This is a genomic window from Leucothrix arctica (assembly GCF_003172895.1).
GTDB lineage: Bacteria > Pseudomonadota > Gammaproteobacteria > Thiotrichales > Thiotrichaceae > Leucothrix > Leucothrix arctica.
On record NZ_QGKL01000042.1, the window covers coordinates 308831 to 328482 of the forward strand.

General features: G+C 43.0%; 23 protein-coding genes. 9 read left to right on the forward strand and 14 right to left on the reverse strand.

Features of this window, described 5'->3' with window-relative positions; genetic code table 11:
* Positions 1–44 precede the first annotated feature (44 nt).
* Complete coding sequence (locus DKT75_RS18490; protein WP_109825575.1) at positions 45–269, forward strand: hypothetical protein; 225 nt, start codon at positions 45–47, stop codon at positions 267–269.
* On the forward strand, positions 269–667 hold the full coding sequence (vapC, locus tag DKT75_RS18495) for a type II toxin-antitoxin system tRNA(fMet)-specific endonuclease VapC (RefSeq protein ID WP_109825577.1): 399 nt from the start codon (positions 269–271) through the stop codon (positions 665–667). The genes DKT75_RS18490 and vapC overlap by 1 nt, the downstream gene beginning before the upstream one ends.
* A 13-nt stretch (positions 668–680) precedes the next feature.
* On the opposite strand, the gene DKT75_RS18500 is transcribed toward vapC, so the two are convergent.
* A complete protein-coding gene (locus DKT75_RS18500) occupies positions 681–1574 on the reverse strand; it encodes a phosphorothioated DNA-binding restriction endonuclease (RefSeq protein WP_109825579.1) in 894 nt (297 codons plus the stop codon).
* 174 nt (positions 1575–1748) lie between these two features.
* Here DKT75_RS18500 and DKT75_RS18505 point away from each other — a divergent pair, with 174 nt between their 5' ends.
* The 7 genes from DKT75_RS18505 (at position 1749) to aqpZ (ending at position 9683) form a co-directional block, all read left to right on the forward strand.
* Positions 1749–2336, forward strand: coding sequence for a class I SAM-dependent methyltransferase (locus DKT75_RS18505; protein WP_109825581.1), 588 nt, complete (start codon positions 1749–1751; stop codon positions 2334–2336).
* A 66-nt stretch (positions 2337–2402) separates the two neighbouring features.
* Positions 2403–2948 carry an NUDIX hydrolase gene (locus DKT75_RS18510; RefSeq protein ID WP_109825583.1) on the forward strand — a complete coding sequence of 182 codons (546 nt, stop codon included), beginning with the start codon at positions 2403–2405 and terminating at the stop codon, positions 2946–2948.
* 389 nt (positions 2949–3337) lie between these two features.
* Positions 3338–5239, forward strand: a complete 1902-nt coding sequence (locus tag DKT75_RS18515; RefSeq protein WP_109825585.1) for an EAL domain-containing protein — start codon at positions 3338–3340, stop codon at positions 5237–5239.
* A 22-nt stretch (positions 5240–5261) separates the two neighbouring features.
* Complete coding sequence (locus tag DKT75_RS18520; protein ID WP_109825587.1) at positions 5262–6524, forward strand: ABC transporter substrate-binding protein; 1263 nt, start codon at positions 5262–5264, stop codon at positions 6522–6524.
* Positions 6525–6711: 187 nt separating this feature from the next.
* Positions 6712–8040, forward strand: a complete 1329-nt coding sequence (locus tag DKT75_RS18525) for a D-serine ammonia-lyase (protein WP_109825590.1) — start codon at positions 6712–6714, stop codon at positions 8038–8040.
* Between the two features lie 91 nt (positions 8041–8131).
* Positions 8132–8635: a cytochrome b gene (locus tag DKT75_RS18530; RefSeq protein ID WP_109825592.1), complete on the forward strand. Its 504-nt coding sequence runs from the start codon at positions 8132–8134 to the stop codon at positions 8633–8635.
* 301 nt (positions 8636–8936) lie between these two features.
* Positions 8937–9683, forward strand: coding sequence for an aquaporin Z (aqpZ, locus tag DKT75_RS18535; RefSeq protein WP_109825594.1), 747 nt, complete (start codon positions 8937–8939; stop codon positions 9681–9683).
* 104 nt (positions 9684–9787) lie between these two features.
* Here aqpZ and DKT75_RS18540 read toward each other — a convergent pair whose 3' ends face one another.
* The 13 genes from DKT75_RS18540 to DKT75_RS18600 all read right to left on the reverse strand — a co-directional run bounded on the left by DKT75_RS18540 (position 9788) and on the right by DKT75_RS18600 (position 19650).
* Positions 9788–10258, reverse strand: coding sequence for a DUF6882 domain-containing protein (locus tag DKT75_RS18540; RefSeq protein ID WP_109825596.1), 471 nt, complete (start codon positions 10256–10258; stop codon positions 9788–9790).
* A 36-nt stretch (positions 10259–10294) separates the two neighbouring features.
* A complete protein-coding gene (locus tag DKT75_RS18545) occupies positions 10295–10861 on the reverse strand; it encodes an NnrU family protein (RefSeq protein WP_109825598.1) in 567 nt (188 codons plus the stop codon).
* A 48-nt stretch (positions 10862–10909) separates the two neighbouring features.
* Positions 10910–12610 (reverse strand): Na(+)/H(+) antiporter subunit D, encoded by a 1701-nt coding sequence (locus DKT75_RS18550; RefSeq protein WP_211665493.1) that lies wholly within the window; start codon positions 12608–12610, stop codon positions 10910–10912.
* Positions 12600–12875 (reverse strand): hypothetical protein, encoded by a 276-nt coding sequence (locus DKT75_RS18555; protein WP_109825600.1) that lies wholly within the window; start codon positions 12873–12875, stop codon positions 12600–12602. The genes DKT75_RS18550 and DKT75_RS18555 overlap by 11 nt, the downstream gene beginning before the upstream one ends.
* Complete coding sequence (locus DKT75_RS18560) at positions 12872–14344, reverse strand: monovalent cation/H+ antiporter subunit D family protein (protein WP_245923263.1); 1473 nt, start codon at positions 14342–14344, stop codon at positions 12872–12874. Before DKT75_RS18560 ends, DKT75_RS18555 begins: the two co-directional genes overlap by 4 nt.
* The gene (locus DKT75_RS18565; RefSeq protein ID WP_170310685.1) at positions 14344–15825 is read right to left on the reverse strand and encodes a monovalent cation/H+ antiporter subunit D family protein; all 1482 of its coding nucleotides are present in this window, start codon (positions 15823–15825) and stop codon (positions 14344–14346) included. Before DKT75_RS18565 ends, DKT75_RS18560 begins: the two co-directional genes overlap by 1 nt.
* Positions 15822–16193 carry a cation:proton antiporter subunit C gene (locus tag DKT75_RS18570; RefSeq protein ID WP_109825602.1) on the reverse strand — a complete coding sequence of 124 codons (372 nt, stop codon included), beginning with the start codon at positions 16191–16193 and terminating at the stop codon, positions 15822–15824. Before DKT75_RS18570 ends, DKT75_RS18565 begins: the two co-directional genes overlap by 4 nt.
* A complete protein-coding gene (locus DKT75_RS18575) occupies positions 16190–17173 on the reverse strand; it encodes a DUF4040 domain-containing protein (protein ID WP_109825604.1) in 984 nt (327 codons plus the stop codon). The genes DKT75_RS18570 and DKT75_RS18575 overlap by 4 nt, the downstream gene beginning before the upstream one ends.
* Positions 17170–17508, reverse strand: a complete 339-nt coding sequence (gene mnhG, locus DKT75_RS18580) for a monovalent cation/H(+) antiporter subunit G (protein ID WP_109825606.1) — start codon at positions 17506–17508, stop codon at positions 17170–17172. The genes DKT75_RS18575 and mnhG overlap by 4 nt, the downstream gene beginning before the upstream one ends.
* Before the next feature lie 5 nt (positions 17509–17513).
* Positions 17514–17786: an MrpF/PhaF family protein gene (locus DKT75_RS18585; RefSeq protein WP_109825610.1), complete on the reverse strand. Its 273-nt coding sequence runs from the start codon at positions 17784–17786 to the stop codon at positions 17514–17516.
* Positions 17786–18271, reverse strand: coding sequence for a Na+/H+ antiporter subunit E (locus DKT75_RS18590; RefSeq protein ID WP_109825612.1), 486 nt, complete (start codon positions 18269–18271; stop codon positions 17786–17788). The genes DKT75_RS18585 and DKT75_RS18590 overlap by 1 nt, the downstream gene beginning before the upstream one ends.
* 112 nt (positions 18272–18383) lie before the next feature.
* Complete coding sequence (locus DKT75_RS18595; RefSeq protein WP_109825614.1) at positions 18384–18986, reverse strand: CDP-alcohol phosphatidyltransferase family protein; 603 nt, start codon at positions 18984–18986, stop codon at positions 18384–18386.
* Entirely contained in the window at positions 18979–19650 is a 672-nt protein-coding gene (locus DKT75_RS18600) for an ATP-binding cassette domain-containing protein (protein WP_109825616.1), read from the reverse strand. The genes DKT75_RS18595 and DKT75_RS18600 overlap by 8 nt, the downstream gene beginning before the upstream one ends.
* Between the last annotated feature and the right edge of the window lie 2 nt (positions 19651–19652).

A 19652-nucleotide genomic window follows, 5' to 3' on the forward strand; every position in this document is an offset into this window, starting at 1 on the left:
TTGTTTATACTATCCAAATAGTCCACATATATTTGGAGGTATCTATGCCACAACTACATTGCTACGTTCCTGACTCTATCGCAGAGCAGTTACAACACAAAGCTGAGCAGTCTCACACCAGTGTTTCTAAGTACTTAGCTGAGCTTATCAAAAAAGACGTTGGTACTGAGTGGCCAGAGAATTTTTTCGAGCTTTTCGGTGCTTGGGAAGGTGAACCTTTGTCTCGCGGTGAGCAAGGCGAATACGAACAACGTTTAGAGTTAGATTGATGTATTTGTTAGATACCAATACTTGTATTCAATTTATCAACGGCTCATCAGTTGCGGTTAAAAATAACTTCAAACAACACTCTGCTAGTGACCTTGTGCTTTGTAGCGTGGTCAAAGCAGAGTTGTTTTATGGTGCTAGAAAAAGCCAACGTACAGAGTCAAATTTGTTGACGCTTGAGCGGTTTTTCATAGCATTTAAAAGTTTACCTTTCGATGACCGTTGCGCAGAAGAATATGGACAGATTAAAGCGGCACTTGCTTCTCAAGGCGAACTCATCGGCCCTAATGACTTGATGATTGCAGCAATTGCACGTGCTTATGACGCTGTACTTATCACCAACAATACTCGTGAATTCGCTCGTGTTACTGGACTACGGTTACAAGATTGGCAGAAGTAGAATAGTGTGGCTTTTAATACTTATACTTCCCCTGAAACACCTCATTAATATGCCACTTAGTAAACTCTGGTTTAGGTAAGTATTCTGTATTTCGAGGCGTACGAAGTGGCTTACCATCAAAGTCCAATACCCAGTCTTGAAACCCGCCATGCCCATTAGCTTTTTCAGATATGATAATTTTCAAATCGTTATCAAAAGCAATAGCACCGCGATCGAGTAGCTTATGATGCAAGCAACATAACGCTAAGCCGTTATTTTCAACATCAGGGCCACCGGCTTGAAACCACTTTATATGCGCGGCTTCTAAACCAACAGGCGTATTTTCCATGCGAACACTAAAGTCACAGATGGCACATCGGTAATCGTATGCTTCCAATACACGTTTACGGAAAGCAGGGTCTCTCTTTGCTTTCTTAGCACTTCCGCTACCAAGGTTCGCTTCAAAGTCTAAACCTGCTTCATCAAGTATTTCTTGTCGCAAAGACGGTGGGAAGTGGATCTCTAAAATTAGATCACTGACTTTCTGAACAAGCTCAGAGTCATTCTTTAGAAGTTCGTAAATATCTATAGTAAAGCCACCAGAGATTTTGTCATCTCTCAGTACTTTTTTGCTGATACTGCCTGACTTCGTCATGACGCCATCGGTTTTTGGTAGCTCCCAAAAGCCATCTGATTGCAAGTACCAGAAAGGGAGTTGTGGTGTACTGCGAGCACTAAGCGGACCAAAGTACGATAACATGCTCACTAGCTCTTCTTCTATTTCATCAAAGCCAACCAAGCGTGGTTTTCCAGCATAAACACGCCCAAGACATAACAAAATTAATAGAGGTTTGTGTGGCGACCTTTTATCGCCGCTTTTGCATACATTGATTTTGGCTACTTTATCAAGAAATTCTTGTGAGTTCATACCCGTTATATCTTGTTGTAATTATCTACAGAATAACGCTTATTGTTTGATGTGTCGATTTGTAGCCTTGAACGTTAAATATTAGAGATTAGGTGTAAACAATTCTAATTAGCTAGTCAGTGTTTTATACTTTGAAAACGAATAATACTCACATAACTGGCAGAGTTAAACCTTATGGATCAATCGACGGTAGCTAGCTACAACGCTAACCAGCAAAAAATAGCAGACTTACATCACTCCCTAGTACCACTTCCGGTGTATGAGTCAATCTCTGAACACTTCAAACCAAACTCAACTGTCCTAGACATAGGCAGCGGTACCGGCCGAGACAGCTGCTGGCTGGACGAGAATAACTACAAAGTTACAGGCGTTGATGCTTCCGAAGGCATGCTAGAAACCGCCATGGTCTCGTACCCAGATATTCCCTTCATTCAAGATTCACTTCCGAGGCTAAACACTATTGAAAGTGAACAATCCGACAACGTGCTGTGCGCGGCTGTGCTCATGCACTTACCAGAAGCGCAAATTGGCGAAGCCGTTTACAATCTGTTCCGCATCACAAAAGAAGGTGGCGTCATACTGCTAAGCTTTCGTGGCACCAACGCTGAAGACAACAGAGAAGATGGCAAGCTATACACACCTATCAATCCAAAAGCCTTGATTACGTTATTCGAACACCTAGGTGCAACGTTGTTGAGCGAGTCTCAAAATATTGAAGAAGAGCGCGGGCTACTTTGGAATAAGCTAGTCTTTAGAAAATAACCGCCAGGAATCACCCAAAAACATTCTACAAAACTCAGTAAAGCCTCAGCTTTAGGATCTCCATCAATGCAACTTTTGAAAACCACCATTCACCCTGATGTATCACTTGCAGATATTGAACCGGAGAGCGACCTTACGCTTGTAACCCGTCATGCAGCTCGAGGTATTATCATTCGGGATGAGAAGATCCTGCTGCTATACACCAAGCGCTATGATGATTACAGCCTACCTGGCGGCGGTATAGATGAGGGTGAAGATAATGTTCAAGGCCTAACTCGTGAGCTAAAAGAAGAGACGGGTGCGCAAGGTGTTAGAAATGTTAAAGACTTTGCACGTTACGATGAATACCGCCCTTGGCATAAGCCTAATGCCGATATTATTCACATGGTGTCGTTTTGCTATGTTTGCGATATTGATGAAGAGCTAGGTGATACAGCCTATGAAGCGTATGAAATCAAAAATGGTATGGAGCCGGTTTGGGTGAATATCCATGAAGCAATTACGCATAACCAACGCGTAATTGATGAAAGCCCTAAAGCAGGGCTTTCAATTCATCGTGAGACGTTTTTGCTACGTGAGATCGTGGAGAAGCTAATCGCAGTTCCTGCTTAGCCTGACGATAAACCACGTAGTAATCGATACTGCTTTCTATAAAGTTAATAGTTATCTAGAGGACTTCTAAGGCTTTAGTCTGATAAACAAAATTAGCGCTTATCGTAATGGTAAAAATACAGTAGGTAAGGGTAGTATGTACTACATAGAAGTAGGCGCCTTTTTAACCATCTACGACTGCCATTAATCTGTTTAAACAGAAATTAATTGTTTTACTGTTACACTATAGGTCTATGGAGCCATTGTGATCATAAAGCGTACTGATTTTGAAATCATATATTACACAATATAATGTTCATCGGATAAGCATCCTTGCTTTTTTATCCGTGTCGCTGTTGATTGTGACTTGTTATATTTTAGTTTCAGACAACCTAAAGCTCCAGAACACTATGCTTGAATCCTCAAGTGTCTCTTATGAATTACGAATAGCGCTTGATCAAAGTAATGAGCAATTAAGTTTACTTTTTGAACCGGGAGGAGCGCTAAATTATAGTGACAGAATATTACGAAATATTCGTAATGATTTTGTCAGTACTTCAGCACAATTTACATTGCTCACAGAGCGATTGCAGTCGCTTTTAGATGATCAGTTCAAAACGCTTGGGTCGCTTGTTCCTGCTGATAAATACCAAAAAATTAGTGCTGAAATCTATAATATCGATGATATTTGGAGTGAGTACCAGCAACGTATTAAAGAGATTGAAAGTTACAACATAAATACACTGCGTGCAGGTAATAAACTGTGGGAACCACTTGATGCCTCCGTTGCCCATAATAGCTCTTTAGCAACCAGCATTACTGCACTGAACCATCTAGTTTATCAGTCTTCAATTGAACAAAATCAGCGACTTGCAGTGTTATATGTTGTGATGCTGATACTTGCGATTGGTATTGTTTGGGCTATTTGGTTTAGTACACTCAAACCGCTGGCTAAGCGCCTAGAAAGTAGCTATCAAGAAATCGTTTGTAAGAACACTCGCTTAGATTACCAAGCCAATCATGATGCACTTACTGGGTTATACAACAGAGCAGCTTTCAATAGCAGAATTACCCATTTAGAAGCCACTAAAAATACAAACTTGCCTTACTGCTTAGTGCTCATTGATCTTGATAACTTCAAAATTACTAATGACTCAATGGGTCATAATATCGGCGACTCAATATTGCAAAAAGTTGCGGCTGACATGCTTGAAAACCCATTGGCCGGTGAGTGTGCTTATCGTATTGGTGGGGACGAATATGCTTTATTAATTGACCGATTGGATGATGAAATAGACCTTAAGTCGAGGCTTGTACAATTATTGGAAGTCATACGTGAACCTATAGAAATAGAACAAGTACAACTTCACACGAGTTGCAGTATCGGTGCTGCAATCGCTGGCATAAGTTGTGGTTATGATCAGAAAGAGATGTTTGCGGCAGCAGATAAAGCACTATATAGCGTTAAAAAGAGTGGCCGTAATGGTTTTCAGCTATGTAGTAAAGCTCAACAGCAAAATCAAAGCGAAAAAGATAGACAGGATGACGACTTATCTAAGTCTGTTGATCTAAAGAAATTTAATGTTTTCTATCAGCCTATTATTGATATAACAACTCAAAATATCGTCGCTTATGAAGCGCGTGTTCACTGGCAACATCCTACGCTTGGTCAACTGCAACAGGAAAATTGGATTGATGATGCTTCACGACTTTCTCTTGATACAAAAATCACTAAGCAAGTCATTCAGACTATAGAGAAGCACTTCAAATACTGGCTCAAACAAGACATGAAAATACTTCCTATGACTGTTGATATTGGCCAATCAATACTACTTAGCGGTGAAGCCTATACCTTAGTCACCAACCTGTCTGAAAATCTGCCTGTATCTTCATATATTGGTATTGAAGTATCAGAGCTGATGTTTAATGAGCGCTCATTTGACGCAGTTACTGAGCAATTAGCTAGATTTATACAAGCTGGAATACCGGTCACTATTGATCACTACGGTCGAGGTCATAGCAGCCTACTGCAGTTACGTAAAATCCCATTCGATACGCTTAAAGTCGATAAGAAACTAACGCTACAAGCTGATAAAGATAAATCATTACAAACGTATATTAGCTCGTTAGTTGCTTTCACTGAGGGCGTTGGTAAGACCCTGATTTGCCAAGATGTACAAAGTGCCAAGGGTAGGCAGACATTGATAGAGCTAGGTTGTCGTTACATGCAGTCACGACATATTTCTACTGTACTCACTTATGATGCAATTTCTGAGAGCATGGATGACTCAATGAAGAGCGAGACTGCTTAGTCCTGATAGAGGGGAACTAAAAATGTTTAAAAAAATAAAAATTATAACGATCGTTAGCTTCTGCACCATTATATATAGTTCGGCTCTCCAAGCGAAAGGTGGGCAACCCGAAGTTGAGCTTAGCCACTGGTGGAACCAACCAGGTGAGTTGCAAGCGGTGGATGAGATTAGGAAGGCAGTTGAGCAACGTGGTGCTAAGTTTGTTGAGACACGTATTGCTTCATGGGATAGCTTACGGAGCAATATTCTAAAGCGTATTTCTATGGGATATGCACCCGCTGTTACACAATGGCTTGCTAATGACTATACTTTTTCATTTGAGCAAATGAGTGCAATCTACCCAATGCCATCTAAATGGCGAGATCAGCCTATTGAAGAGGTGCTTTTTAAAGAGGTCTATAAAGGGCTCTCATCTGAGAATGGCTTGGTTGGTTTACCAATGGGTATACATATTATGAACTCCGCGCTGTTCAGTAAGCGTATTTATGATGAGCTAAATCTTACCCCACCTAAAACCTGGAGTGAGGTATTAACGCAATCATTGGTAATCAAAGAGGCAGGTTACGTTCCTATTGCGTTAAGTAAAGAAGCATGGCAATTACAGGTTGTTATGGGATCTGTTTTACTTGGGGAACTGGGTTCCGTTAATTACAAACAATTCTTTATTAAAGGGCAATCCATCAAACCATGGAAAAAACCTTTGGTTCGTAGTTTTGAGACTTTCTTGGGTCTGAAAAAATTTACAGATAGGGAAGCACGAGATAGAAGTTGGGCCGAATCAGTCAGCATGATTGGCGATAATAAAGCTGCTATGCATTTTTTAGGTGATTTTGCTAAAAGTGAGTTAACGGCGAAAGGATACGTCGCTGGTGAAGATTTTTTGTGTTCTTTAGCGCCTGACTCAAAAGGCTATATGGTCTATAGCATCGACTCATTTCTTATGTTTAATGTGAATGACCATTTGATTGAAGAGGGGCAGCGCATTCTATTTGATGTGGCACTAGACCCAGAAGTACAGGCGAAATATACCAATAAGAAAGGCGGCATTCCTGTAAGGCATGGTGTAAATGTTAACCATCTAGACACCTGTGCAAAAGAAATGTACCAGCAGTGGGTGCTTAAAGATAATAAGACGATTAGTTTCACTGGCATAGGGAACCCGCTACGTGCATCCTTTTTACAAAAGGTCTTGGAAGAGGCGTGGAATAATGATGGTTTAACTGCTGAAGAACTCGTTTCAATGCTTATTGAAATGGATGAAGAGGCATTGACCAAAACAAAGTAGTTTGATGCATCGGAAAATTACGATCAGTATTCACAGTTTATAATGAAAAGTACACCTGCTTGCAAGAGGCGGAGTCAAGCAGGCCTTAATCAAGACCTACTTGACTTACCAAGAAACGCTTGCCTTAAACTTTTCATAATGAGAGTGTTTGTGATAACTGATTGTTATTCAACAAATGGATTTCCTCATGTCGCAAACAGCAGAACTGATCAATAAATACCAACGTGTTTTCCCTGAAATAATAGACATAGCAGCAGCCAAAGAAGTCTTCTGGCAAAATCCGCAGCTTAAGTCTGTTGATGAGTCATTAAAGACCGTCGATTTTACCCAACATGATGTTCAAGATGCTGCTGACAGATTAAATAGGTTTGCTTCTTACATTGCGAGCGCGTTTCCAGAAACAGTTACGTCAGAGGGCATTATTGAGTCTGAGTTAGTTGACGCACCAGCAACACTCACTAAGTTAGAAAACTATTATGACGAAGTTTTGTCTGGTCGTTTGATGCTTAAGCTCGACTGCAACTTACCCATTGCTGGTTCTATAAAAGCCCGTGGTGGCATTTATGAAGTGCTTAAATATGCCGAGACGTTAGCCATAACTAATGGCTTAATTACGATAAGTGACGATTATAAATCCTTTGATTCAGAAGAATTCAGAGCGTTCTTCAGTGATTATTCTATCGTTGTCGGTTCAACAGGTAACTTGGGGCTTAGTATCGGTATTATGGGTGCTAGTTTGGGTCTAAAGGCGACAGTACATATGTCTGCAGACGCAAGGCAATGGAAGAAGGACTTACTACGTTCTAAAGGCGTTAACGTTATCGAATATGAGTCAGACTATAGCCATGCGGTGGAGCAGGGTCGCTTGGAGTCATCGCAAGATCCTAATAGCCACTTTGTTGACGATGAGTCATCTAGAGATCTATTTCTGGGTTATGCGGTAGCGGCTAAACGCATGCAAAAACAACTCATAGAGCAGGGCATTACGGTTGATGCGGAGCACCCGCTGTATATCTATTTACCGTGTGGGGTGGGCGGAGGTCCGGGTGGTATTTGCTTTGGGATGAAGCTGGTGTTTGGCGATCATGTGCACTGCTACTTTGTAGAGCCAACTCACGCGCCTGCGATCATTATAGGTATGGGTACTGGCTTAAACGAAGACATTAGCGCTCAAGATCTTGGTTTAGATGGGTTAACGTCTGCAGACGGCTTGGCTGTGAGTAGACCATCAGGTTTAGTGTGTAAGGCGATGTCTGGTTTGTTGGATGGCGTATTTACCATAGATGATAATGAACTATATAAATTACTAGCGCTGGTTTATGACGCCGAAGGGATTAGAATCGAACCATCATCAGCGGCTGGAGTCGCTGGTATCGCTCGTGTAATGGCGGCACAAGGTGGTCTAAGCAATAACGCCACACATATCATTTGGGTAACGGGTGGTAGTATGGTGCCCACTGAAGAGTGGCAAGAGTATTACAATGTTGGTAATGGTAATACGAATAATTCTTATTAAGTTAGGTTATAATGAAGTTCAACATTGCACGCAGTAAGCGTGCTTTTTTGTATCAAAAAAAACTTCAAATTAATCAAAATAAGATAACAATATGAAATACGATTTAACCGCTCGAGTCCTGCATTGGGCCTCGGCACTAGTAATCCTATGGGCCACTATTTCTGGTTTTTATACGTTACTCCCAAATATTGAAACACAGGTTAAACAGCTTATCGCAGGCTTTAATGTCTCGCTTACAGCATTATTTATCCCTTTCTTTTGTTATCGCGTATTCCATCGCATAAAGAGTAGATCACCGGCTTCATCCGACCAAATATCCACCTTCGAAAAGAAGATATCTGGTGTGATGCACCTGATGCTTTATGTCGTAGTAGGGGTGGTGCTGGTAACAGGGGTGTTAATGATGGATAAGCCGATTTCAATATTCAATGTGGTGACGTTTGATCAGGTATTTAACAATCAAACTGTTATTACCGTGTTTAAAACGATCCATAAATATGCGACGGAATTACTGGCTTTATGTGTTTTTATTCATATAGCAGCACTAGTGAAACATGAGCTAATGGGTAAGAAAATATTGAGCTGCATGATTTAATTTATTGATACTTTATTATTTAAGTCCATAAACAATATCTATTATTGATTAGCATAATTAAGTATAAAGATCGTCACATTAGAAACCAATAACAACAAGTCAAATATGGTGTTAAAATTAACTATAATTTATTGACTTATTTTATAATACGTCTTTATATTCCGTATAGATTTTTATATATAATAATAAGATGAACTATTTTTACGACCAAAGATACTCATTTTTAAGTGGCCGAAAACAACTAATTTGACAATTGGCCGCCGATTATATTACTAAAAACAAATAAACGGAATTTTAAATTATGCATTTACATAATAGACTTTTTGCTGAGTTCTTCGGTACCTTTTGGTTGGTTCTAGGGGGTGTTGGTAGTGCTAAGTTAGCCGCTGCTTTCCCTGAAGTTGGTATTGGCCTTCTAGGTGTTTCATTAGCATTTGGTCTAACAGTTTTGACTATGGCTTACGCGGTTGGTCATATCTCTGGTGGACATTTTAACCCTGCTATCTCTATCGGTTTATGGTTTGGCGGACGTTTTGGTTTTGCAGAACTAATCCCTTACATTATCTCTCAAGTTGCTGGTGCATGTGCCGCATCTGCTGTTTTGATGTTCATTTTAACCAACGGGCCAGATGGGGCCGCAGCGGTCGGTAATTTGGCGTCTAACGGTTTCGGTGAAGCGTCACCAGGTGGTTACAACATGATGGCAGTTATTGCTATGGAAGTTGTGATGACGGCTGGTTTCTTGATGGTTATCATGGGTGCTACCGATACGGGTGATACAACGACTGGTGGCGGTACGATTAAAGGCCGTGCTCCTGCAGGTTTTGCGCCAATCGCAATTGGTTTATGCTTAACGCTAATTCACTTGATATCTATCCCTGTATCAAATACCTCAGTTAACCCTGCACGTAGTACGGGTCCTGCGCTGTTATCGATGGATACAGTTGCAATGTCTCAACTGTGGGTATTCTGGGCTGCTCCGATCGCTGGTGCGATCATTGGTGCTTTGGCTTACCGTCTACTGCTAGGAAGCACTCAGAAAGATTAATTTTCTGATTGAAACTTCCATACAAAAAAAGCCTCGGCACTTAACAGTGCTGGGGCTTTTTTAGTTCTAGCGAGCATGTACTTTGATGCTAGTGCTTTAAGCGCTTACTTGTAGTAGCTCTTTTTAAGATTACTCACGACATAAAAATACCGCGTATCTTCTTCTGTAGCATTACAGTAAACACCATCACCACGAAGTAGGTTAAGTGCCATTCCAGCAATCTCCCAGCTCATAGACTCGTCAATCTCAGCAGAAATATGGGTGAACAAGTTAGAGCCAGTAATCTCTTCCAACTCTTTAAAACGCTCAGCCTTTGTTTTAAGGTCTGCAGGAAATGCATCATTTGCCCAAGCCCATACCCAAGCGTTTGTCTTATCGTTAAAGCTACCAATAGGCACGATGGTCGCTGTTTTCTTAGTCTCACCACCGTTGATAAAGTAAAGCTCTTCTTTATCAAAATCGAACTTGTACTCTTCGAACGCACTAAAGCCAAACGACTCTTCTAGGTACTCTTGCTTATCTTCTAAGTCGACAAAACACTTGTCGATATAGGTTTGAAACTGTTGATCATCCATCTTTACATTTACTCTTTTAAATATCTTTTGAGGTGTTTATACGAGAGGCATGCCAGCAAAGAAGCGATGCGTCATAAATAGTACTAGATACACTACAATCGTGATGACTAGCAAGATACCTTCACGTTTTACACCTGCTATTTCAGTAGGTTTTACCCAAGCACCGTCACGACGGTTTATCGTGATCATTGAAACGATCGCCCAAACCAACATGCCACCAAACAAGATTAGTGAACGAATATCGCCATTAGCCAGTAAGTGACCCACAGACCAAACGACAATACCCATCAACATTGGATGACGGATGTATTGCTTAATACGAGAGATACCTTTAGAGCTTCCCGCCCCAAGTAGCATAATCGCAAAGAACATAGTCAGCATGTTTAAATGACGACCCCAAGAAGGGTTGACGTAAACTTGCTCAGGAATAGTGTGCTTCCAACCAATAACGATTAACACAATACTAAAGACGATACACACTGCGTAAATGCCTTTATAAGACTTACCCATTCGCTCGCTAATTGCATCGCGTCGTGCAGAAAAAATGCTTGGGTAAAGATGTACACAGCTCCAAAGCAGTACACCAATAATCAATAAATTCATTGTTATTACCTAGTCGTTTTTAAGAGCGAATATCGTCTCTTTAAATGTTTATACCGTAAAAAAGTGAAGGATCATTGCCGCAGCAAGTAATACCGCCACCCAAAGTACCATACTAGCACTAGGCCAAGTTCTTGCCAAAATACCTTGTGGCCCGTGAACTTCTTCCAAGTGATCAAAACGTCGCTGACCGAAAGCTTTTATGCCTAATATTGCAGGGCCGATGAACTTAGGGCTGTGCTCTTTAATCCAGACAATAAAGCCGAACATAAGCTTGCGGTAGAACCAGTCAAAATCAAGGCTGATGGTCAGTGTACGCTTCATCAGCGCTAACATTGCGAAGAAGGCAAAACCTGCAAACAACAATAGCTGCATTTGCGTCACAACGTGATCAACCGTATATGGCTCGTAGTCCAACGCGTAAGGTAAGATGCCGTAAATGATTGAAGGAACAACACCAATCAAAATACAAAGCGCTGACATGATGGTCATTGCTAAACGCATATTCCACGGTGGATCAGGTGGGCGTAGTCCAGAGTCTTTCTGGAAGAATACAAACCATGGGAACTTGATACCTGCATGAAGGAATACACCCGCAGACGCAGCGACCAACATAAACCACACCCAAGGCATTCCCGCTTCAGCAGCCGCGCTCGTCTCAAGTGACTTTGTAACGAAGCCTGAGGTGAGTGGCACCGCTGAGATAGCCAATGCACCAATGATGCCGTTAACGGCGGTCACAGGCATAGACTGGAACAGTCCACCAAGGTCAGTACATTTACGTTTGCCGGTCATGAGTAGCACGCTACCCGCTGACATCAGCAGTAAACCTTTATAGATGATGTGAGCGAAGGCATGTGCCGTCGCGCCGTTTAGCGCAAGCTCACTACCAATACCGATAGCCACCACCATAAAGCCGACTTGGTTAACGATACTATAAGCCAATATACGACGCATATCGTTCTCTAGTAGCGCGTAGATGATGCCGTAGAACACCATGTACAAACCAACATAGATAAGGATAGTTTCGCCAGGGAAACCCATCAACAGCGCGAATACAGCTGTCTTAGTGGTAAATGCCGATAAGAACACCGTACCACTTGGGCTGGCCTCTGGATAAGCATCTGCTATCCATGCTGAGAATGGTGGCGCACCTGCATTGATCAGGAAGCCAATCAAAATCAGGATAGTGCCAAAGCTGTCCGCTTTCATTGCGGTGAATTCGATACTGCCGGTCGCTGCAACATGTGCCGCGATTCCGATCATCAGAACCACACCACCCAGTAAATGAACAAGTAGGTAACGCATACTTGCGCCATACGCTCGTTTGTTAGCAGGACTGTTTGCCCAAAGCACTAACGTCGAACCGATAGCCATGATTTCCCAGAATACGAATAAACTGATCAAATCGCCACAGAAAGTGACACCAACAGCGGAACCTGCATAAACAAATGCTGCGCTAAGCTCTAAAGTACGAGCGTGCTTCAGTGCATACAATGCACCGATACCCGCCATCATCGCGAAGACTGTCGCAAACACTCGGCCTTCAGAAGATAGGTGCAAAATATCTAATTCATACTCAAGGAACGACAGCGTCATGCTGTGCTCAGGCGTTACCATCCACACCATGATAAGTGTCAGTAGTGGAAAACCAATGGCCACTGCTGCACGAAATCGCGGTGCTAACCAAGGCAGTAATAAACCACCTAATATCAGAATAAGCCCCGGAGGGAGTACCAGACTACTCATCATCGTAATAATCATCCTTACGTTTAAGCACTAAGCCAAGTAGCTTGGCTCCAATTACCATCGCTGCACAGGTTGCGAAACCATACCAAGGGTAGAAACCCGGTTTAGCATCTAAGTTGATACCTTGAGCTTCAAAATATGCGTGATGATGCATAAAGAACTCAGGCAATATCGCAACAAACAGAATACCGATTTGGATTAGCCATAACGTGCGGCGGTTCTCCTCACGATATAACCAATGTTTTTTGTCGTTTGGTTTTTGGCTCATGACACAGGTACTCCAACGGCTTTGGCAAGCTCTAAAGCAAGGCCAGGGAATAAGAATAGCAAGATGGTCGCGGTAGCTGTCACCGTTAGTGCAACAACCATCGGTAGTGGAGACTCTTTGTGCTCAACAAAATGCTCAGGGTTTTCTGGCTTAAGGAACGCTGAGTAAATAATAGGTACAAAGTAAGCGGCATTAAGCAGCGTTGATAAGATAATCACGCCCATCGCGATATACTGCTCTTGCTGGCTAGCGCCCATCAGTAAATACCACTTAGATAAGAAACCTGCCGCAGGTGGTAGCGCAATCATTGAGATAGCACCTACTGCAAAGGCACCCATTGTCCACGGCATACGTCGACCGATACCGTCTAATTGACTAATGTTTGTCTTGTGGCTAGCGGTATAAATAGATCCAGCAGCAAAGAATAACGTGATCTTACCAAATGCGTGTACCGCAATATGCAGTGCAGCACCGACTAATGATAATGGCGCAAGAATCAACGCCCCCATCACTACGTAAGATAACTGACTAATCGTCGAGTAAGCCAATCGCTTTTTAAGGTTGTCTTGCTGTAGCGCGATAGTCGAGGCAACAACAACGGTAAAGCAAGCTACATACAGCAACCACTCAATCCCCGGAGCGGTTTGAAGTAACTCTAATCCAAAGATGTAAGCAACGACTTTAACAACACTAAATACACCCGCTTTAACAACCGCTACCGCATGAAGCAATGCACTCACAGGTGTCGGAGCGACCATTGCTGCCGGCAACCAACGGTGAGTCGGCATAACAGCCGCCTTACCAATACCGAAGATAAACAGCGCAGCCAGTAATGTCAGTAGTGGGCCACTAATATGACCCGCCAAAATACCACCAGCGGTAAAGTCAGTTGTACCCGCGACATACCACACCCAGATGACAGCTGGCAGCAATAAACCAATAGACGTACTGATGAGTATGCCAAGGTATACACGACCTGCGTCACGCGCCTTCTGGTGACCTGCATGAGTTACTAGTGGGTAGGTAGATAGCGTTAGTACTTCGTAGAACACAAATAACGTTAACAAGTTACCCGCAAATGCGATCCCCATGACTGAAGACAGCGCAAGTGCAAAAAATATGTAGAAACGCGTTTGCTTGCGCTCGTTATTAGTACGCATGTAACCAATCGAGTACAGCGAATTAATTGGCCAAAGCGTTGCAGCAACCAGTGCAAACAACATACCCAGCGGCTCAACAGTCATGCTAATTTCTAGACCGGGTAATATTTCTGCAAGCGCTAAAATAGGGCGCTCACCTGCAAGGATATGCGGTACTAAGGCCACTACCGTTATAAATAACAGTACCGAGCCCACTAACGTCACACCTTCACGGATGTTTGGCCAAGGTGAGGCAAGACCAATAGCTGCAGCAGTAAATAACGGTATGCACAGTGCAAGTAAGATTAGATCATCTGGCATCAGTCCCATTATAGGTTTCCTCCAAATAACATGGTTGCAGCGCTGCTAGCTAGCTCAGTACTTAAACTAGAGTTGATACCAAAGTATAAGTTAGCGGCAATCAGAGTCCATGCAGGAATAAGTAAGCTCAAAGGTGCCTCACTAACAGGTGGAGCATCTGCAGGTCTATCTTGGAAGTAAGCCGTTTCAATAATGCGCCATGTGTAAACCACTGCGATTAGTGAAGATATAAGGATCAATACCGTTAACGGCCAATAGCCTTTCTCTAACGTTGCCAGTATCAAATACCACTTAGAGATGAATCCAACCGTTAGTGGAACACCGATCAAACTCAAGGCACCGACCACAAACGCACCCATGGTAAAGGGCATAGCCTGACCTAAACCTGCAACACTCTTAACGCGCGTATTACCAATTTGATAAGCCACTGCGCCTAAGGTTAGGAACAGTCCACCTTTCATTAAGGCATGGTTGAATAGGTGTAATAACGTACCGGTTAATCCAGTCACATTGACTAACGAAATACCCAGCAGCATATAACCAATCTGAGCCACTGACGAGTAAGCCAGCAGTCGTTTGATACCATCTTGGAACACCGCAACGATTGAGGCAAACATGATTGAAACAACAGCTAATGGCATCAGTAACCAGTGGACTTGCATATAGTCGAAACTAAACTTAGTACCGAATATGGTGAACAAGAAACGTAGCAGCGCATAAATCGCCACTTTAGTCGCTGTAGAACCAATGAATGCTGATACCGCCGATGGTGCAAACGCATAAGCATTCGGGAGCCAAAGATGCAGCGGGAACATTGCTAGTTTCAAACCAAAACCAACGATCAGGAATGCGAATGCAGCTTCCAGAGTTCGTGAGCCTTCCAGTGGTGGAATACGTACGGCTAAGTCGGCCATATTCAACGTACCCGTTAGCGCATACAGTAAACCTATACCGATAAGGATAAAGGTTGCTCCAATCGTTCCCATGATTAGGTACTGGAATGATGCAGTCAATGCACGACGGTCACGACCTAAACTGATAAGCGTGTAACTTGATAACGATGAGATTTCTAGTAATACGAATAGGTTAAACGCATCACCTGTGATCGTCATTCCTAACAAACCCGCTAGGCATAACAACATCGCAGTAAAGTAGATGCGGTAGTGGCTTTCAGGAATTTCTTTCTGAATGCTTTTCCAGCTGTACGGAAATACTACAGCCGCAATACCACTGACGATAAGCAGTACATAAGCATTGAGAATATCAACGCTGTACTCAATACCCCAAGGTGGAGCCCAGCCGCCAAATTCGTAACGCAAAACAGTGCCGTCTTTAACTTCCATCACCAACATAATCGCCATGGCAAAACTTAACCAGCTGACTAATGTTGCAAACAACCACGCCATGCGGTTGTTTAAAATCATGAAACAAATCGGTGCTGCGAGTAGCGGAACGACGACCTGGAGAGCAGGTATGTGTTCAGAGATCATGCTTGCGGCCCTGTGTCAGAAATGTGATCAAGTTCAAGAATTTCATTTTCCTGTACGGTGCCATAAGACTCTTTAATGCGAATGACTAATGCGAGTGCCAGTGACGTCGTGGCGATACCAACAACAATCGCTGTCAGGATCAATACATGTGGCAATGGGTTTGAGTAGGTTTCTATGCCTTCCGCAGCAATCGGTGCAGTACCACCGGCCACTTTACCCATCGAGATGTACAGCATGAACACTGACGTTTGGAATATGTTTAAACCAACGATCTTTTTGATCAGGTGGTTACTCACGATTAGCGTGTAAAATCCTGCCATCATCAAAAAGATAACGACCCAATAGTTATAAAGCTCTAATGAAATCATGGGTTTTTATCTCCACGGCTGATAAAGGCAAAGAAGATCAACATCATTGCGCAGGCAACGGTTAAACCAACACCAAACTCAATGATCAAAATACCGTAATGCTGTCCATGAATAGGGTCATGAGCCAGTACGCTGTAATCGAGGAAGTTACCGCCTTTCAGCATTGAAACAACTCCCGTACCGCCATAGATGAGAACACCTATTGACGCCAGTCGTTTCAGGACCCACGGTGGTACTAATTTCATTGCATCCTGTTGGCTAAAGGTTAGCGTGTAGAGAATGATGGCTACAGAAAAAATAACACCCGCTTGGAAGCCTCCACCGGGGCCAAAGTCGCCATGAAATTGCACGTAAAGTGCAAACAAGATTATGAATGGAATCATAAACTTCGCCATAACCTGCAAAATAGGGCGTGCAGGCGGTTCAGCGTGGATTGGTTCAGACTTTTTCTCACGAATACCAATGAGCGAAAACACACCAATCATCGCGGCAAAGACCACAATCACTTCACCCATGGTGTCGTAACCACGATAACTCGCCAGTACCGACGTCACCATGTTTGGAATACCAACTTCAGTCGGTGAGTCGTTGATATAACGAGGTGCAACATGTTGATGAATAGGCGCACTAGGATCAGTAAAGGCGGGCATATCTAGCGTGCCGTAAACCAAAACAGCACCCGTAATCACAACTACAACCATCGGTGCAATCCAACTAATGGTGCGTCGCTTCTTTTGTTCGTAACCCGTTATACCGATGGTTGCGAGCATCAGTACAGTTGAAATACCTGCTCCCACTGCTGCTTCGGTAAACGCTACATCGACCGCATCAAGGATGATGAAGATATTCGCAGAAAGAAGACTGTAAATACCCGAAAGCATAACAATCGCAAACAAACTTCGTGAACGTACGATTGCTATCGTAGTAAACACCAGCATAGTGAGTAAAACGATATCGATCAGGAGATTTATACTGCTCATGACTGACCTCGCTTAGCTGACTCTTTACGACTAGTTTTTAGTTTTGGTTTAAGACCAGTATGGTAAGCAGAGCGAATTAACGCGTGGCTAGCAACGGGGCTAGTGAGCCATAACAGCACAACTGCAAAGATCAACTTTACTGACACCAGCGTAAAGCCTGACTGTAACACGAGCCCGGCCATAATGAAGAAGACGCATAAGGTGTCAGTAACACTGGCTGCGTGAACGCGGCTGTAAAACTCGTCAAACTTGAAGATACCTACAGCACCACTTATTCCCAAGAAGCAACCCATCATCAGGCATACCCAACTAAGTGCATCAATAATAAAAGTCATAGTGATTACTCGTCGTTGCTGGCGGAAGGTGGAGGAAAGCGCTCAACAAACTTGAGTACGGCAATAACGCCAACAAAGTTGATTAAGGCATATACCAACGCGATATCCATGAACTCTGGTCGTTCGGTCATGAAGCCATACACTGCGATAAACAGTACGGTCTTCGTGCCAAACATATTCACCGCTAAAATACGGTCGTAGACGGTTGGGCCGATAAAGGCGCGCGCAAGGGCGATTCCCATAACCACTAAGATCGCTAAACACGTAACAGCAAACATTATTTATTTCCCTCTAGCTTGTGAACTCGACGGCCCATTTCGCCTTCCTCTAAATCTTCCATTGCATCTTCGAGTAGCGCATAAATGAGTATGTCGGTGTCGCGAACTTCGATAGTCACCGTACCCGGTGTTAGCGTAATGGCGTTTGCATATAACGTTCTAGCGATGCGCGATTCAGGCTCCATTTTGAGCTGACGGATAATGGGCGAAATTGGGTAGGTCTTAGGCATCCAAATACACTTGAGGACAGCAATATTAGACTTGACGATTTCAAGTGATAACCACGGCCAAAATGTATGCTGACGAAGGAGTATAGAAACGCCTTTGTCTTTGAATGCATATTTACTCTCAATTCGCATCGCAATCCAAGTCGCTAAAGCCACGGAGGCTGCGCCAAGGGCGAGTATGAGGGGGTTGGTCCAGTATCCAGACAGGAGTAACCAGAAAAGGGTGAGTCCGATAATCAACAGATAACGGTAAGGCATTAGTCTTAAATGTCTCCATCGCGCTGGCTAAGGCGCATTATCTTATTAGAATTGTTAGGTTTTTGAAGTGTTCTGAGCGGTATAGTAGATGATCAAAGATGTTTAAACAATCCTAAAATAGTTCCATGCCAGCGCGTATCCGAAGCACAGTGGTGATTATGCAAAGCACAGCGAACGTATAAGCAAGAGAGGTAAACCAAAGTGGAAAAATGCACATTAGGGCAAAAACAAAGATGGTTTCGCTGGCTTCGGTAAGTCCGCCCAAATAATAGAAACTTTTATTCGGATAATCCGTACTATCCATCTTTCGTTTTGCGGCAATAACTGCAAACGCAAGGAAGCTACAGCCAGTCCCCACAAAGGCGTAGATCAAAACAGCCGCTGCTAAGGCGTTTTCTTCAACATTCATAAAAGCGAAACCTAAAGGGATCGAAGAGTAGAATAAAAAGTCCAAAACGATGTCCAAAAAACCGCCTTTATCGGTCGGTTTTGTGAGTCTTGCGAGGGTGCCATCTAAGCCGTCGAGTAGGCGGTTTAATAAAATGCAAAATAATGCAGAAATAGGCTGATTTATCGCTAATAATGGCAGAGCCAGCATGCCAATGACGAATCCTACGACGGTTACTTGGTTTGCACCGACGCCTCTAGCGAGTAATTTCTTCGCCAGTTTATTTTGTAAATTACGTGACTTGTCTAAAATACGTTTATCAAACATGTTTTTCAATCGACCCTAATAATTCTAAAACTTCGCCACCGTCAGGAATATCTTCTGCGTCATGAGTTACGAGTAATGTCGGAATTTCTCGTGCTTGGACTCGCTCGTAAACGAACTGTCGAAATTGTTGGCGAAGTGCAGTATCGAGTTTTGAAAACGGCTCATCCATTAGCAGCGCTTGAGGCTCAGCCACCAGCGTACGTAAAAGACTAATACGAGCTCGTTGACCACCAGACAAAGTACTTGGATCTCTATCACAAAACCCACCTAATCCAGATTCATCTAAGATAGTTTCTATGGCAGCTCTGCGTGCGCTTTTACCACGCACTTCGGCTGGTAATGCATAAGCGAGATTTTCACCAACATTGAAGTGTGGAAATAACAAATCTTCTTGAAACAGGATACCAACGCGACGTTTTTCTGTCGGTAATAAATCAATACGAACATCACCTAAAATGGCTTCGCCTTCGATGTTAAATGTCGGTTGTGCAGCACCAATAAGCCAGTTTAAAACGGTAGACTTCCCAACGCCTGATGCCCCCATCAATGTTAGGATCTGACCTGACTTAATATCAAAATTAAGCGGTCCAACTAGCCTAGAGTTAACATCATCTTTAGTCTTTAAGTGACTGATTGAAAGGTTCTTAACGGAAAGAGTATTCATTA